Genomic DNA, 15,427 nt, shown 5'->3' on the forward strand with positions numbered 1-15,427 from the left:
ATCGACGTGGACTACGAGGTCCTGGGCCAGGGGAACTCCATGCTCATGGTCACCGCCAGCGGAACAGCCGTGCGGCTCGCCCCCTAACCGGGGCAGACCGGAAACCGCCCCTGCCTGCCCTAAAGGCTAGGGCCTTTCCCAGTTTCACACGGGCCCCTCGGGCCGTAGGGGACCTGGGCTTCCAAAAGCCATCCCCCGCCCCGTCCCACCTGGCCGCGGTGGCGAGGGGTAGCCGTGGGCATTGCCGCGCCAGCGGGGCGCAGCCAGCCCGTATCTGTGGCCCACCCGGTTTATCGGCTGCGGCCTGGACCGGCCTACGGCAGGCTGTGGAAGAGGGGCAGCCCAGCAGGGGCCGGGAAGAGGGCCGGGGAGTGGGGCAGGGCGCTGCTCAGGGTGAAGACCCGCTCGGGGGTCAGGGGATCGCTGGCGGCGGTGCTGGCCGTGAGCTGGGCTGGGGAGAGCCAGGCCAGCCGGTCGGAGCCATAGGTGACCCAGAGCCCTCCCCCTTCGTCAAAGGCCATCCCGTAGAGCCGGCCGTTCCCCAGGAATATCCGCAGGATCCCGTCCGCGTCTGGATTGTCAAAGGTCTGGCTGCCCGTGCCCGAGAGCACCTCCTTGGGAAGCCGGTGGAGCGTGCCGGAGACCAGTGACATCACCCATAGGTTTCCCTCCCGGTCGAAGGCCAGGCTGCTGTTGCCAAGGCGGTTGATCCGGTTCCAGTGTAGGGTGGTGAGGTTGCGGTCGGGGCCCTGTCCGGCTGGGATGGAGCGTCCCAGCCGAGCCCGGTTGTAGCGGAGCACCTCCGGCTCCGCCAGGCTGCCGGCCTCCCCACGGCCGACCCATAGGTTTCCCTCCCGATCGAAGGCCAGGCTGCTGGGGCCCGCTACGCTCAGGGTCACCTGGGGGGCCAGGGCGGTAGGGCCGCTCCCGGCGCTTTCCAGTTGGGCCGCGCTCAGACGGAAGACGCTGTCCGCAGTGTAGGCGGCTATCCAGAGGTTGCCCTCCCGGTCGAAGGCTAGGGCGTTTACGCGGTGGTTCTGGCTCAGGCCCCTTAGGTTGATGCGGCGGTCCGGGGTGGGGTTCTCCCTGCTGAGGCTGGTGGCGGCGTAGCGGTAGAGGTGGGGCTCTGAGCCGAAGCGCCGGGCTATCCAGAGGTTGCCCTCCCGGTCAAAGGCTAGCGCTGCGAAAGCCTGGGTGTTGGCATCGGGGCTTGGGCGGAGCATGCCAGCGGCCCCCAGCTGGCTGCGGGGAAAGCCGTACACCCGGTGGCGGAGCTGCTCCCCAAACCACACCCTGCCGCTGGTGGGGATGAGGCGGTACTCTATGCGGGCGCTGGTGGTCCGGTTGGCCCGCACGCAGATGCGGCTCTGGCCGCCCCGGTAGGCCTGGCGGACGATGGGATGGCTGTCGGCTAGGGTCTCCGCCTGCAGGGCGTAGGGCCCGGCGGCCACCCGCAGGCTCTGGGAGCCGGTGAGGGTCTGGCTGTAGCCTCCAGGACCGCTCACCCGCAGCCGGGCCGGCAGCCCCGGAGGCAGTCCGGCCACCTCCACCCGCAGCTCCCCCTGGCCTACCCTTGGGCAGTCCTGGCCCGCCTGTCCAAAGGCCATTCCCAAAGCGACAGGGAGAAGAAGGAGCAGCCCCCTCGTTTTCACCCTGGTCCTCCTTCCTGCTTTCTAGCGCAGTTCGCCCAGTGTTGCAAGATGGGGGGCCGGGGCCCTAAGCCGGAGGCTGGCGGCTGGCCCGGCGGGGGCGAGTGTGCCCCGAGGTGTGGTTTGGGGCCAGGAAGGCCTCCGCCGAGGAGCGGCCGCACCGCTGGGCCCAGGGAGGCGCTGCTCAGCGCTGTCACCGCGCTGCCCAAGCCCGCCAGGTTTCGCGGGCGCTCGAGGCTCTCCAACGCCTTGGCAGAAGTTGGGCTGTTCCTCGCGCGAGCTGCCTCACGACCGCTGCGTTGAGGCCGTGCGCGCCGCTTAGGGACGGGACATCGCTGCACAACCCGCCCCACAGCTAAAGCCGGGGTCGTTGGGCATGGGCTGCCCCCAGGGTAAGCCTTGTGCCTGGAGGCGGGACCTGCGCGGTCTGTTCAGCCTACCTCTAGGCGTTGTGTTGAGCCCCTGGGCCGCAGGACCGCATACTGCTGGACATGGCTGGCCTCTTGCGGCTTCTTCAACAGCTCCACCAGCAGATCTGTGGCCAGCTCGCCGAGTTTTCGGCTGGGAATTTCCATGTGGGTTAGGCCAGGCGAAAGGTGCGCGGCCAGCGGGTGGTTGCCAAAAGCGGCCACCGCAACGTCCTGGGGCACCCTCACTCCCAGGGTCCTCAGGGAGGCCATCAGGCCGATGGCCACCAGATCGTTGTAGCAGATGACCCCATCCGGGAAGGGCTGGACCGTCCAGAGCAGCGCGCTGGCCTGTTCTCCCCCCAGCAGGTCGGGAGAGGCCAGCCTAAAGACCTGGGGAGGCAGGCCCGCCTGCGTCAGAGCGTCCTGATAGCCTCGCTCGCGTTCCTGATTCACCCAGAAAGGGGGGCCGGCCAGATAGACGATGCGCCTGCACCCCTGGGCAACCAGGTGGCCGGTGAGCTGGAGCGAGGCGGTGTACTCGTCCACCGTCACCGAGGGCACGCCGGGAATGCGCCGCCCCACCGTCACGATGGGCTGTTCAGGGCTGTGGAGGCTGGCGATCTGCTGGTCCGAGAGCCTCGAGCCTGCCAGGATCAGGCCGTCGGTGCGGGCGCGGAGGCTTTGGATCAGGTTGAGCTCGCGGCCTGGGTCCTCCTCAGCATCGGCCAGCAGTACCGTGTAACCCTGGTTGGAAGCGACCCGACTGGCCCCCTTGACCAGTGCGGTGAAGTGGGGGTTGAGGATATCCAAAATGACAACCCCCAGCGCTTCAGAGCGGCCTGTGCTAAGTATGCGGGCGTGCCAGTTGGCCTGATAGCCCAGTTTAGAAACCGCTTTCCATACCCTCGCCTCTGTATCTGCTGCCATACGCTGCGTTCCGTTCAATACCTTGGAAACGGTTCCCGGGGAGACCCCGGCCTCCCTTGCCACATCAAAGATGCGGACGGCTTTTCGCATGTGGTCAAGTATACACCACGGGATGCGAGAGGGGCTTATCAAGCGCTTGAGCACAGGAGGCGAAACCTGATCGGAAGGTGAATCGGCAGTGGCTTGACAACCCGGTGGGCATATGTCAGTCTATTGGGAAAGGGTTTTCCACAAGGAAATGGTCGCATATAAGCTTATGCAGCCCGTCCTTTCGCACGATTTCTGCCCCTCGCTTGGCACATTTTGCCTCGAGCAACTAGCCCCATTTGCCGTTCGCATAACCCGGGGCCAGGCGGGCCATGCCAGCGTCCTGCCCAATCCGGTGTCCCTCCCCTGGGAGCGGGTTGAAGAGGAGCAGGTGGTCGGGGGTGCCCTTTCTGTTACCTGGTCCACTGGGTCGCCTGCGCTGCGGGTCTGGTACAGGGGGCGGTGTGTGCTTGAGGAACACCCCCAGATCGCGTGCCAGCCCTCACCCGAGGGGTTACGCCACACTCGAGTGCAACACGATGGGGAGATCTACTTAGGCTTAGGAGAGGTCAGCGGAATTTTGCAGCGCAATGCACGGCGATATCGCTTAGAGCCCCGCGATGCATGCCACTACGACCCGGAATTCTCCGACCCGCTGTACAAACACATTCCACTTTTCCTGACCCGGCACGCCAAAGACCTCTGGAGCGCGCTGTTGTACGATCAGCCGCACCCTATGGTCTTCGATTTCGGCTGCGAGCGCCACCATTACCATGGGCTTTTCACCTACACCCTGGTGCGGCAGGCCGACTACCTGCGCTACCTGGTGGTGTGCGCAGACAGCTTGCCGGAGCTGCTTGAACGCCTGACTGGCCTAATCGGGCGGCCCGAGCTCCCTCCACGGTGGAGCCTGGGCTACTTGGCTTCGGGCATGGCCTATACCGACGCCCCTAACCCAGTGGAGCGCCTGCGTGCTTTTGTCCAGCGGCTGCGCGATGAGGGCCTGCCCTGCGACGGCTTTCACCTGAGCAGCGGCTACACCTTACACGAAGGCAGGCGGTATGTCTTCCAATGGAACCGGCGGGCGATTCCCGACCCAGATGCGCTCATTGCCGAGCTGCGTTCCAAGGGCCTGAGGGTCATCGCAAATGTAAAGCCCGCCTTGCTAAAGGAGCATCCCGACTACCAGACCCTGAAGGACGCGGGCTGCTTTGTCCGCAATGCGGCAGGTCAGCCCCATGTGGCCCCCTTCTGGGGTGGGGATGCCTCCTGGCTGGACTTCAGCCACCCCAAGGCTCGCAAATGGTGGATGGAAAAGGTTCAGCGCGAGTTGCTTGACCGCGGTGTCGAGGGCATCTGGAACGATAACAACGAATACGCGCTTGAGGGTGAGGTCTTCAATGCGCAGGGCCGGCCCACCTACCCCAGCGAGCAGATCCTGGGCATGGCCCAGGCATCGCACCAGGCAATGCAGGAGCACCCGGGCTTTCAGGACAGGCGCCCCTTTCTCATCTCCCGCTCAGCCTCCTTGGGGGTCCAGCGGCTAGCCCAGACCTGGAGCGGGGACAACACCAGCGACTGGAAAAACCTCCGTTTCGGTAACCCCATCGCAATGGGGCTGGCCCTGAGCGGTTTTGCCCTCAACGGAAACGATGTGGGGGGCTTTTTCGGAGCGCCGCCGGGCCCCGAACTGTTCCTCCGATGGGTGCAACAGGCCGTGGCCTACCCTCGGTTCTCCATCCACTCCTGGAGAGAGCCCCCAACCGAACCCTGGAGCTACCCGCAGGTTTTCCCTGCCGTAAAGGAGGCCCTCCACCTACGCTACCGGCTCATCCCGTACCTCTACTCCTTGGTCTGGCAGCATACCCAGTCTGGCGCGCCGATCCAGCGGCCCCTTCTCTACGAGTTTCCCGATTGGGCGCATGACCCGGGCTTTCATGCCTTGCTGGGCCCGTTCCTGCTGTTCCCCATGGTGGGTGCACCCGGTCAGCGATCCGTGAGGCTCGAGCTTCCAGAAGCCTGGTACGACTGGCATTCCCGAAGGCTTTACCAGGGCTGTTTTGAGTACCCCACACCGCTGGAGCGGGTTCCGCTGCTGGTGCGGGCGGGTGCGATCGTTCCGCTGGGGCCCCTGATGCCCTGGATCGCTCCGTCCCACGACACCAAAAGGGAGGTCTTGGTTTTTCCGCACCGTGAGCAGGGCCGATCGAGGTTTCTACTCTACGAGGACGACGGGGAAACCCGGGCTTACCAGCGCGGGTCTTTCAAGCTGGTCCACCTCGAGCTTGTCTCTACCTCCGAGAGGGTGGAGCTGAGGGTCGAGGCAGCTGGCGACTACCCCCTGCCCTACTCCCAACTGGAGGTGCGGCTGGCTGTAGACGATGGCCGTCGCCTCGAGGTCAGAAGCGGATGGCCTTCCGTGGAGAAGGATCCACGTTCAGTCGTCTTGGAGGTCAGATAAGGAGGGAACCATGAGGAAAGCTTGGCTCGCCGCCCTTTTTGTAGCCCTTGCAGGTGCCGCCTTCGCTCAGCGGACCCTGCAGGTGGTCTGGTTTACCGAGTCCCCTACAGAACAGGCCATCTTCGATCGGTATGTGAAAATGTACGAGGCCGCAAACCCAGGCACAAAGGTCGAGGTCACCTATGTACCCTTCCAGCAGCTGACCCAGAAACTCCAGCTGATGGTAGCCGGCAACACCCCGCCGGATGTGGCCAGGGTAGTGACCGCCAACATCGCCGAGTTTGATCCTGTGGCCCTCGATCTTGCCGCCTATGTGGACCCCAGCAGCTTCCTGAACCAGTTCCTGCCCTCACAAATCCCCTACATTTACCGAAAGCCCCGCATCATCGGAGCCCCGCTGGACGTGACCGCCAATGGCATCTTTTACAACAAGGACTGCTTCGATGAGGCAGGGATCAGGGTGCCAACCAATAGCCTGCAGGTCTGGACATGGGAGCAGTGGCGGGAGGCCATGGACAGGGTTCGCAACAACTCCAGATGCCGCTTCGCGCTCAGTTACGACTTCACCACGCATCGCTTCAGCACCCTGCTCTACGCTGCCGGTGGGCGCTTCATTGATCCCAGCGGCAAGAGGTTTGCCATAGACAGCCCTGAGGGTTTGCGTGCGCTTTCGTTTTTCGCCGACCTTTTCAAGGACGGGTTTATCCCCAAAGGGCAGTGGTTGTCCAACGACGACCCCAGCACCCTCTTCCGAAGCGGACAGTCGGCCATGTACATGTCCGGAAACTGGAACGTAGCCCAGTTCTCGCAGGTCAGGAATTTCAACTGGGGCGTGATGCCGCTGCCCCGCGACAAAATTCGCAGCACCGTGCCCGGGGGAAAGTTCGTAATGGGCTTCAAGGGCAGCAAGAACCCCAACGAGGCGGCCAAGTTCATCCTCTGGCTGACCAGCAAGGAGATCAACCTGCCCTTTTCCAAGGACAACATGGTGCTCTCAGCCCGCAAGGATGCGAAGGGCATGAAGTACGGTCAGTTTGACGATGCTATAGCGGTTTTCCTATCTGACCTGAGCGTAACCCCATCGTATGTGGGGCAGGACTGGTCCAACCCCGTCATGGCTCGGCTCAACACCTTTATCCGCAGCGAGATTGTGAAGGTATTGCTGGGCCAACAATCGCCTAAGCAGGCTCTTGAGACCATTCAGGCCGAGGGCGACAAGCAGCTTCGTCTGCTCCGGTAGGGGAGCAGTACCCCACAGGCTGTACCACCGGCCCAAAGCACAGGGTTTCCCCCTGCGCGCCGTGGTACCCCCTGTGGGGTACGGGTGAAGCTGGGGAAAAGGTAGCCCCAGGGGAACCCTGGCGCGAAATCCACCCAGAGTGCGCGGTCGAGGGGAATGCGGATGAGGCACAAGGTAGGTAGGCTGCTCACCCCCTATCTGTTCCTGGCACCCAACATGCTGATTTTCGGGATCTTCGTGGTGTTGCCGATGGTGTACGGGCTGGTCTACTCCTTCTACCGAGGCAATTTTATCGGGGGGCTTCAGCAGTTCGTAGGTATTGAAAACTACCGCCAGCTCCTGGAGGATAGGGCCTTCCTGAACTCGCTAGCCCAGACCGTGGTGTACGTCTTGCTGGTGGTCTCGCTGGTAGTGGTGATAAGCCTGATGCTGGCCATTGCCCTGCGTACCACCACTTTGGGCAGCGCACTGGCCCGTGTCGGCTTCTACCTGCCGGTGATCCTCTCGCCGGTGGTGGTTGGGGTGGCCTGGCGCTGGATGTTCAGCAGCGACCTGGGGGTGATCAATGCGCTGCTCAGCAGCCTGGGCCAGTCGCCCATCCCCTGGCTGACCGACATCAACTGGGCCCGGGCGGTGGTCGTCCTGGCCAGCGTGTGGTCCATGGTGGGGTTTTACATGGTGATCTTCATCGGCGGCCTCAACACCATTCCCACCGAGCTTTATCAGGCTGCCGAGGTGGACGGGGCAAGCCCCCGGCAGCAGTTCTGGCAGATCACCCTGCCCCTGCTGGCACCCACCACCCTGCTGGTCACCATCCTGGCCACCATCAACGCCTTCAAAGCCTTCGAGATCATCCTGGTCTTGACCAACGGCGGCCCTGGCGACGCAACCCGGCTCCTGGTGCAGAATATCTACCTCACGGCTTTTGAAGGGGCCAACCCCACCTATGCCAGCGCCCAGTCGGTGGTGCTCTTTGCCATCTTGATGGTGCTTACCCTGATGCAGCTGCGAGTCTCGAGGGATACATGAACAAGAACCGCAAGCGCAGAACGAGGTTTGCACGGGATGCACTGGTGGTAGGCCTGGCCCTGCTCTTCCTGATGCCGGTGATCTGGGTGGTGCTCTCCTCCTTCAAGCCGGATGCTGAACTCTACCTGGTGCCTCCCACCCTCCTGCCCAGGGAGCCTACCCTCGCCAACTACCAAAACGCCCTCACCGTGGGCCACTTTGCAACCTACACCTGGAACAGCTTCTTCGTGGCCACCATGAGCACCCTGATTGCCCTCCTGACCAACTCCATGGCGGCTTTTGCCCTGGCCAAGTACCGATTCGTGGGGCGGCAGGCCCTCTTCCTGCTGACCCTGGCCACCATCATGATTCCCTTGCAGGTGATCATGGTGCCCATCTTCTTGGTGCTGCGCAACCTGGGCCTGACCGACAGCCTGTGGGGGATTATCATCCCCCCTGCGGCCACACCGACCGGGGTATTCCTGCTGCGGCAGTACATCCTGAGCATCCCCGACGAGATTCTGGAGTCGGCGCGGATAGACGGGGCCAGCGAGTGGGGCATCTACTGGCGGATCATCCTGCCCCTCAGCGTTCCAGCCCTGGCCACCCTGGCCATCTTCAGCTTCACCTGGCGCTGGAACGACTTCATCTGGCCTTTTATCGTGATCTCCAGCGAGCAGAAGGCCACCCTCCAGCTGGCCCTGGCCCGCCTGGTCGGGCAGTTCGGGGTGGACTGGGGCACCCTCCTGGCCGCCACGGTCATTACCCTTTTGCCTATGTTGATCGTGTTCCTGCTGCTACAGCGCTACTTCCTAAGCGATCTGACCGCGGGGAGCGTGAAGGGATGAGTGGCTTGCTTCTGGCCGGAAAGCGGGCCGTGATCACCGGCGGCAGCGGCGTGCTGGGGCGGGCTCTGGCCTTAGCCCTGGCCGAGGATGGGGCCACCGTGTACCTGGGCGCGCGCAGCCTGGAGTCGGCCCGAAGGGCGCTCGAGGCTGTGCAGGCTGAGGCCCAGGTGCTGGCCCGGATCAAGCCCCTGGTCTTCGATGTGCTGGATGCTGGCTCCCTGAAAGGCGCGGCTGCAGCGGTCGAGGCCGAAGGCGGCGCTGATATTCTGGTCAACGCCGCCGGGGGCAACCGCCCGGAGGCCTCTACAGCCCCCGACCGCGACTTCTTTGCCCTGGACCTGAGCGCAGTAGAGGAGGTGGTGAACCTGAACTTTACCGGTACCCTCCGTGCTACCCAGGCGTTCGGCGCAGGGATGGCCCGGCGCAGGCAGGGCTGCATCGTCAACATCGCCAGCATGGCCGCGGTGCGCCCCCTCACCCGGGTGGTGGGCTACAGCGCGGCCAAGGCCGCGGTGGTGAACTTCACCCAGTGGCTGGCGGTGCACCTGGCCCAGACCTACGGTCCCGGCCTGCGGGTCAACGCGATTGCGCCGGGCTTCTTCCTGACCGAGCAGAACCGCTACCTGATGCTGCGGGAGGACGGCAGCCTGACCGAGCGGGCCCAGACCATCCTGGCCCACACCCCGCAGAACCGCTTCGGTGTGCCTGAAGACCTGCTCAGCACCCTGCGCTACCTGGTGCACCCGGACAGCCGGTTTGTGACCGGCGTGGTGATTCCGGTGGACGGCGGCTTCAGCGCCTTTGGGGGTGTGTGATGGGCTGGCAGGTTCCCGAGACCTTCCTCTTCGACCCCGAACCGGCCGTGCGGAGGACGGCCCTCGAGCTGTACCACCAGGCCCAACCGCTGGGCATCCTCAGCCCGCACGGGCACATCCCGCCCTCCCTCCTGGCTGACCCCAACGCCCGCTTCCTCCACCCCACCGAGTTGTTCGTCCGGAACGACCACTACGTCTTCCGGCTGCTCTACTCGCAGGGCATCCCGCTGGAGAGCCTGGGGGTCGGCGTGCCCGAGGGCCAGTACGACCCGGTCAAGGCCTGGGAGGTCTTCTGCCGCAACTTCCACCTCTTCGACGGCACACCCACCGGGCTCTGGCTGCGCCTGGAGCTGACCCAGCTGTTTGGGGTTACCGAAAAACCAAACGCTAGAAATGCGCACGCCCTCTACGAGCAGATCCAGGCTGCCCTGGACACCCCTGCCTTTGCCCCCAGGGCGCTGTTCAAGAGGTTCAGGGTTGAGGTCCTGGCCACCACCGACTCGCCGGAGGATGACGTGGGCCCGCACCTCCAGGCCCAGCGGGACGGCTACCGGGTGATCCCCACCTTCCGCCCGGACCGGCTCTTGCAGGTCCTGCGGCCCGACTGGAAAGCGCGGCTGGGCCGCCTCGAGGCCGCCACCAACCGCAGCATCGAGCGCTATGGGGAGCTGCTGGAGGCGCTCATCGAGCGCCGGCGGGTCTTCAAGCAGGCCGGGGCCACCGCCACCGACCACAGCACCGCCAGCGTCCGGATCGAGCCCCTACCTGACGCGGAGGCCGAGCGCCTTTTTGCCCGCGCGCTGACCGGCCAGATTACCCCGGAAGAGGCCGAGCAGCTCGAGGCTCACGCCCTCTTCGATCAGGCCCGTCTCAGCGCGGAGGTGGACGGCCTGGTGATGCAGCTCCACCTGGGCGTGACCCGCAACCACAACCGCGCCCTCTTTGAGCGCCTCGGCGAGGACATGGGCGCCGACATCCCCCACGCGGTGGACTGGACGCGGGGTTTGCAACCGCTCTTGAATGAGTTTGGCCACAGCCCACTACGGCTGATCCTGTTCACCCTGGACGAGAGCACCTACAGCCGCGAGCTGGCTCCCCTGGCGGGCCACTACCCGGGCGTGCGGCTGGGGGCGCCGTGGTGGTACTTCGACAGCGTGCTGGGCATAGAGCGCTACCTAGACGCGGTGAGCGAGACCGCCACCCTCTACAACACCGCCGGGTTCAGCGACGACACCCGCGCCTTTGCCAGCATTCCCGCCCGGCACGAGGTCTGGCGGCGGGTGGTGGCCAACTGGTTGGCGCGCAGGGTGGAGCGGGGTGTCCTCGAGCTCGAGGAGGCCCACCGGCTCATGCGCCTGGCAGCCTACGACCTGGCCGCCCAAGCCTATGGGCTCGAAGGCGTGCGGGTTGGCTGAGGCAGAGCGAGGTTCGACTGGCCCATGACGACCCAAACCCCCGCCCTGATTTCGCAGGCCCAGGCCCCCGCGGGCGAGGTGCTGAGCGCTGAGCAGATTCACTCGGCGCTCGAGCCCCTGCGGGGCCGCTTTACCCGGCAAAAGGTGCTGGTGCTGATCCCCGACCACACCCGCACCCTGCCGCTGCCGCAGCTCTTCCGGATGCTGGTGGACATCCTGGACGATGTGAAAACGCTGGACTTCATGGTGGCGCTGGGTACGCACCCCCCGCTGGACGAAGCCCAGATGCTCAGGCTGGTGGGTATCAGCGCCGAGGAACGCCACACTATCTTCCGGCACGTCGGCCTCCACAACCACGCCTGGCAGGACCCCGATGCGCTGGCGACGGTGGGGGTGGTTCCCCAGGCCCGGGTGCAGGAAATCGCAGGCGAGCGCTGGCACCCCACCCTGGGCGGGGACGTGCAGGTGCGGCTGAACAGGGCCGCGCTCGAGGCCGACCATCTGCTCATCCTAGGCCCCACCTTTCCCCACGAGGTGGTGGGCTTCTCCGGGGGGGCCAAGTACCTCTTTCCCGGCATCAGCGGCCCCGAGATGATCAACGTGACCCACTGGCTGGGCGCGCTGGCCACCGTGCGCGGCACCATCGGCCTCAAGGACACCCCGGTGCGGGCCCTGATCCACGAGGCGGCCCGCCACGTGCCCACGCCCATCACCCTGATTGCGCTGGTGGTGCAGGGCAGCGGGCTGGAGGGGATATTCGTGGGCGACCACATATCGGCCTGGTCTGCCGCCGCCGACCTCTCGAGCGCCCGCCACATCGTCTGGGTGGACCGGCCCTTCAAGCGCATCCTCTCCTGCGCCCCACCCATGTACGACGAGCTCTGGACCGCGGGCAAGGCCATGTACAAGCTCGACCCGGCCCTGGCCGATGGCGGGGAGCTGATCATCTACGCCCCCCACCTCGATACGGTGAGCAAGGTACACGGCAAGTACATCTACGAGATCGGCTACCACACCCTGCCCTACTTCCTCAACCAGTGGGAGCGCTTCAAGCACGTCCCCCTCGGGGTGTTGGCCCACAGCACCCATGTGCGGGGCAGCGGCACCTGGGCTAATGGGCAGGAGCATCCCCGGGTCCGGGTCACCCTGGCCAGCCGCATCGGCCCGGAGGACTGCCGACGGTTGAACCTGGGCTACCTCGACCCCGACAGCCTCAACCCCGAGGACTTTTCAGACCGGGAGGAGGAGGGGATTTTGCTGGTGCGCAAGGCCGGCGAGATCCTCTACCGGGTGAGGGGGGAGTCATGAGCACGAAGGTCAGGCTCGAGTTCCACACCATCAGCGCTCGTATGCGAGCGCTGCAACTGCCCGAGGTGGACGTGGTGGTGGGCATCGCCCGGGGGGGCATCGTGCCCGCCTGCATGCTGGCCCATCAGCTAGGGGTTCCGCTGGCGCTGCTGCACCTCAACTACCGCGACGACCAGAACCAGCCCCAGCGCCCCCAGCCCCAGTTGCTGGGGCCCATCCCGTTTGACCCCACCGGAAAGCGGGTCTTGCTGGTGGACGATGTGAGCGTGACGGGCGCGACGCTTGGGGTCGCCCGGGGCTACCTGAGGGGGGCCACCCTCACCACCCTGACCCTCAAGGGCAGAGCCGACCTGGTGCTCTTCCCCGAGATTCAGGCCTGCGTGGACTGGCCTTGGAGGGTGGGGTGAGCGTGCAAGTCCTCATCGTGATGGGGGTCTCGGGCTCCGGCAAGACCACCCTGGGCAAAGCCCTGGCGGCCCGGCTGGGCTGGGCCTTCGCCGATGCCGACGACTACCACCCCCAGTCCAACCGGGAAAAAATGGCTCGAGGCGAGCCCCTTACCGACGCTGACCGGGAACCCTGGCTGCGCTCCCTGCGGGGCCTGGTCGAGCAGCATCTGGCCCAGGCGAGCCCGCTGGTGCTGGCCTGCTCGGCGCTCAAGGAGCGCTATCGGAGCATCCTGAGCGGCGGCCTCGAGGGGGTCAGGTATGTCTTTCTGCACGGCGACCCACAGCTGATCGCCCAGCGCATGCGCCAGCGCGAGCACTTTATGCCGGTGAGCCTGCTCGAGTCCCAGTTGGCCACCCTCGAGCCCCCCCAGGAGGCCATCCGGCTGGATGTGGCCCAGCCGCTCGAGGCCAACCTGCAGACCGTGCTACGACACCTCCGTTTCAATCAGGAGCCCTGCGATGAAAAGTGATATAGGCGTGATCGGTCTTGGGGTGATGGGAGAGAATCTCATCCTGAACATGGCCAGCAAGGGCTTTACCGTCTCGGCCTTCAACCGCACGGTTGAGAAGGTGCGCGAGTTTACCCAGGGCCGGGCCCGGGGGAAGAGCGTTGTCGGGGCCTACAGCCTGCAAGAGTTGGTGGACCAGCTCAAGCGGCCCCGCAAGGTCATGCTGATGGTCAAGGCCGGCAGCCCGGTGGATGCCACCATCCAGCAGCTGGTGCCGCTCTTGGAGCCCGGCGACATCATCATCGACGGCGGCAACAGCCACTACGCTGACACCAACCGCCGCACCAGGGAACTGGCTGAAAAAGGCCTGCTCTTCATCGGTGCCGGGGTCTCGGGGGGTGAGGAGGGGGCCCTGCACGGCCCCTCGATCATGCCGGGAGGGGATATCCGGGCCTGGGAGTCGGTCAAGCCCATCCTCCAGTCCATCGCCGCCAAGGCCGCCGACGGTACCCCCTGCTGCGACTGGGTGGGGCCGGACGGCGCGGGCCACTTCGTCAAGATGGTCCACAACGGCATCGAGTACGGCGACATGCAGATGATCGCCGAGGCCTACAGCCTGCTGCGGCGGGTGGCGGGCCTCTCCAACGCCGAGTGCGCCCAGGTGTTTGCCGAGTGGAACCAGGGCGAACTCGACAGCTACCTGATCGAGATCACCGCCGACATCCTGACCAGAAAGGACGAAGAGACCGGCAAAGACCTGGTGGACGTGATCCTGGATGCCGCCGGGCAGAAGGGCACCGGCAGGTGGACCTCGGCCACTGCGCTGGAGGTGGGGGCGCCGGCCAGTACCATTGCCGAGGCGGTTTTTGCCCGAAGCCTGAGCGCCCTCAGGGAGGAGCGCCTTGAGGCCGCCCGCCTCTTTGAGCCCCCCCAGGCCCATTTCGCCGGAGACAGAGAAGCCTTCATCGAGCAGGTGCGCCAGGCCCTCTATGCCTCCAAAATTTGCTCGTATGCCCAGGGCTACCAGCTCATGCGGATGGCCGCCCGGGAGTTTGGCTGGAGCCTGAACTACGGCGGCATTGCCCGGATGTGGCGCGGGGGCTGCATCATCCGGGCCCGCCTCCTGGAGAACATCAAAGCGGCCTACGATGCCAACCCCACCCTGGCCAACCTGCTCCTAGACCCCTACTTCGCCGACATCATCAAAAACAGCCAGGCAGCCTGGCGCCAGGTGGTGGCCACCGCCGCGTTGCACGGCATCTGGGCCCCGGCCCTGAGCAGCGCCCTGGCCTACTTCGACGGCTACCGCAGCGCCACCCTCCCCACCAACCTGGTGCAGGCCCAGCGGGACTACTTTGGCGCGCACACCTACGAGCGGGTGGACCGGCCCCGGGGGCAGTTCTTCCACACCGACTGGATGGGCCGGGGGGACACCACCAGCAGCCACAGCGTGTGATACCAAGCCCACGGGCAGCTTCGGGCGTGGGTGCCAGGCCCCAGCGCCCACGCCCATCCCCTGGCTTTGGCCCGCCGCTACAGCCCTGGGGATGAGGGGCCCCGGCCTACCTGAGCCGGCTGAGGCGGAGCCTGGTCCTATCGTTGAACGTTCCCGCCGTCCAGATCTTCCCCTCGGAGGTCAGCACCAGCCCGCTCCCGAGGCCGAGGTTGAAGATCTGGCCAGAGGAGGCGAAACCGGGATCCGGTGTGCCGTCGGCCAGGTAGCGGGCCAGTACGTCGCTGGCCCGTACGAGCAGCTTGCCGTTGGGCTGCAGCGCCAGGCCGGTGATCCCGTAGTCGGCCCGCCGGATAACCGAGAACGAGGGGTCCCCCTCCAGGTCCTGCCTGAGGCGGATCACCCACCCAGTACTGCCGCCGCTCGCAGCCACCAGCACCCTTCCATCCGGCAGGGGGAGGAGATGGGAGACCGGTTTTCCGTCGTACACATCGACCTGCCGCCAGGGCCGCCACCCTCCGGCCTCGCTGTCCCGCAAGAGGTCCCCTCCGGCGCTCAGGAGGGCCAGGAAGGGTTCGGGGTCGCCGATGTACGGGACCGCCGTGCCCCCTGCCAGGATGCGCCCATCCGGCAGGACCGCCAGGGCCTTGATCGAATCGGCATTGGGGATGGGAAGACGGCTAAACCCGCCTGTGCCGAACGAGGACACGGGGTTCAGGTTCGCGCTGAAGCGGGCCACGAAGGGGCCGAAAACGCCCTCTGAGAGAGACAGGGCATATCCACCAACCAAGAAACCGCTTTCATGAGCCAGTATGGCCGTCGCCCACTCACGGGAGTACAGGTCGTCGCAGGGGTCCGCCGGGTTCCTTGGATCGTGCTCTAGGTTGGACCTGCGCCGCCATGCTTCCCGTCCCAGGGAGTCTAACCTGAGAAAGAACAGGTCTATCGAGATGCGGTATATGCTGCAT

13 protein-coding genes and 1 pseudogene are annotated in these 15,427 nt (G+C 65.5%); 11 read left to right on the plus strand and 3 right to left on the minus strand.

Annotation, left to right across the window (positions count from 1 at the left end; genetic code table 11):
- A pseudogene (locus NZ849_RS07065) lies at positions 1–87 on the plus strand (YbjQ family protein); the annotation flags it as partial.
- Between the two features lie 227 nt (positions 88–314).
- On the opposite strand, the gene NZ849_RS07070 reads toward NZ849_RS07065, so the two are convergent.
- A complete protein-coding gene (locus NZ849_RS07070; RefSeq protein ID WP_295405619.1) occupies positions 315–1,652 on the minus strand; it encodes a two-component regulator propeller domain-containing protein in 1,338 nt (445 codons plus the stop codon).
- A 428-nt stretch (positions 1,653–2,080) separates the two neighbouring features.
- On the minus strand, positions 2,081–3,076 hold the full coding sequence (locus NZ849_RS07075; protein WP_295405621.1) for a LacI family DNA-binding transcriptional regulator: 996 nt from the start codon (positions 3,074–3,076) through the stop codon (positions 2,081–2,083).
- A 166-nt stretch (positions 3,077–3,242) separates the two neighbouring features.
- Between NZ849_RS07075 and NZ849_RS07080 the strand changes: the two genes are divergently transcribed.
- The 10 genes from NZ849_RS07080 (at position 3,243) to gnd (ending at position 14,462) form a co-directional block, all read left to right on the plus strand.
- On the plus strand, positions 3,243–5,474 hold the full coding sequence (locus NZ849_RS07080) for a TIM-barrel domain-containing protein (protein WP_295405623.1): 2,232 nt from the start codon (positions 3,243–3,245) through the stop codon (positions 5,472–5,474).
- A 10-nt stretch (positions 5,475–5,484) separates the two neighbouring features.
- The gene (locus tag NZ849_RS07085) at positions 5,485–6,714 is read left to right on the plus strand and encodes a sugar ABC transporter substrate-binding protein (protein WP_295405625.1); all 1,230 of its coding nucleotides are present in this window, start codon (positions 5,485–5,487) and stop codon (positions 6,712–6,714) included.
- A gap of 162 nt (positions 6,715–6,876) precedes the next feature.
- Complete coding sequence (locus tag NZ849_RS07090) at positions 6,877–7,743, plus strand: carbohydrate ABC transporter permease (protein WP_295405627.1); 867 nt, start codon at positions 6,877–6,879, stop codon at positions 7,741–7,743.
- Positions 7,740–8,570, plus strand: a complete 831-nt coding sequence (locus NZ849_RS07095) for a carbohydrate ABC transporter permease (RefSeq protein WP_295405629.1) — start codon at positions 7,740–7,742, stop codon at positions 8,568–8,570. The genes NZ849_RS07090 and NZ849_RS07095 overlap by 4 nt, the downstream gene beginning before the upstream one ends.
- Entirely contained in the window at positions 8,567–9,385 is an 819-nt protein-coding gene (locus NZ849_RS07100; protein ID WP_295405630.1) for an SDR family NAD(P)-dependent oxidoreductase, read from the plus strand. The genes NZ849_RS07095 and NZ849_RS07100 overlap by 4 nt, the downstream gene beginning before the upstream one ends.
- Positions 9,385–10,800, plus strand: a complete 1,416-nt coding sequence (gene uxaC, locus NZ849_RS07105; RefSeq protein WP_295405631.1) for a glucuronate isomerase — start codon at positions 9,385–9,387, stop codon at positions 10,798–10,800. The genes NZ849_RS07100 and uxaC overlap by 1 nt, the downstream gene beginning before the upstream one ends.
- A gap of 24 nt (positions 10,801–10,824) precedes the next feature.
- Positions 10,825–12,108, plus strand: coding sequence for a lactate racemase domain-containing protein (locus NZ849_RS07110; RefSeq protein ID WP_295405632.1), 1,284 nt, complete (start codon positions 10,825–10,827; stop codon positions 12,106–12,108).
- A complete protein-coding gene (locus NZ849_RS07115; RefSeq protein ID WP_295405633.1) occupies positions 12,105–12,515 on the plus strand; it encodes a phosphoribosyltransferase in 411 nt (136 codons plus the stop codon). The genes NZ849_RS07110 and NZ849_RS07115 overlap by 4 nt, the downstream gene beginning before the upstream one ends.
- A complete protein-coding gene (locus NZ849_RS07120; RefSeq protein ID WP_295386808.1) occupies positions 12,512–13,027 on the plus strand; it encodes a gluconokinase in 516 nt (171 codons plus the stop codon). Before NZ849_RS07115 ends, NZ849_RS07120 begins: the two co-directional genes overlap by 4 nt.
- Complete coding sequence (gene gnd / locus NZ849_RS07125) at positions 13,017–14,462, plus strand: decarboxylating NADP(+)-dependent phosphogluconate dehydrogenase (protein ID WP_295405634.1); 1,446 nt, start codon at positions 13,017–13,019, stop codon at positions 14,460–14,462. Before NZ849_RS07120 ends, gnd begins: the two co-directional genes overlap by 11 nt.
- 106 nt (positions 14,463–14,568) lie before the next feature.
- On the opposite strand, the gene NZ849_RS07130 is transcribed toward gnd, so the two are convergent.
- Positions 14,569–15,427: hypothetical protein (locus NZ849_RS07130; RefSeq protein WP_295405635.1), on the minus strand; the 859-nt coding region annotated here is incomplete at its 5' end.

This window comes from Meiothermus sp. (assembly GCF_025060375.1).
Classification (GTDB): Bacteria; Deinococcota; Deinococci; order Deinococcales; family Thermaceae; genus Meiothermus.

What these genes read in the sequence shown, in the direction of transcription:
- NZ849_RS07095 (WP_295405629.1), top strand. Translation starts at nt 7,740, where the DNA reads ATGAACAAGAACCGCAAGCGCAGAACGAGGTTTGCACGGGATGCACTG.
- NZ849_RS07100 (WP_295405630.1), top strand. Translation starts at nt 8,567, where the DNA reads ATGAGTGGCTTGCTTCTGGCCGGAAAGCGGGCCGTGATCACCGGCGGC.
- NZ849_RS07085 (WP_295405625.1), top strand. Translation starts at nt 5,485, where the DNA reads ATGAGGAAAGCTTGGCTCGCCGCCCTTTTTGTAGCCCTTGCAGGTGCC.
- NZ849_RS07110 (WP_295405632.1), top strand. Translation starts at nt 10,825, where the DNA reads ATGACGACCCAAACCCCCGCCCTGATTTCGCAGGCCCAGGCCCCCGCG.
- NZ849_RS07080 (WP_295405623.1), top strand. Translation starts at nt 3,243, where the DNA reads ATGCAGCCCGTCCTTTCGCACGATTTCTGCCCCTCGCTTGGCACATTT.
- NZ849_RS07075 (WP_295405621.1), bottom strand. Translation starts at nt 3,076, where the DNA reads ATGCGAAAAGCCGTCCGCATCTTTGATGTGGCAAGGGAGGCCGGGGTC.
- NZ849_RS07115 (WP_295405633.1), top strand. Translation starts at nt 12,105, where the DNA reads ATGAGCACGAAGGTCAGGCTCGAGTTCCACACCATCAGCGCTCGTATG.
- gnd (WP_295405634.1), top strand. Translation starts at nt 13,017, where the DNA reads ATGAAAAGTGATATAGGCGTGATCGGTCTTGGGGTGATGGGAGAGAAT.
- uxaC (WP_295405631.1), top strand. Translation starts at nt 9,385, where the DNA reads ATGGGCTGGCAGGTTCCCGAGACCTTCCTCTTCGACCCCGAACCGGCC.
- NZ849_RS07090 (WP_295405627.1), top strand. Translation starts at nt 6,877, where the DNA reads ATGAGGCACAAGGTAGGTAGGCTGCTCACCCCCTATCTGTTCCTGGCA.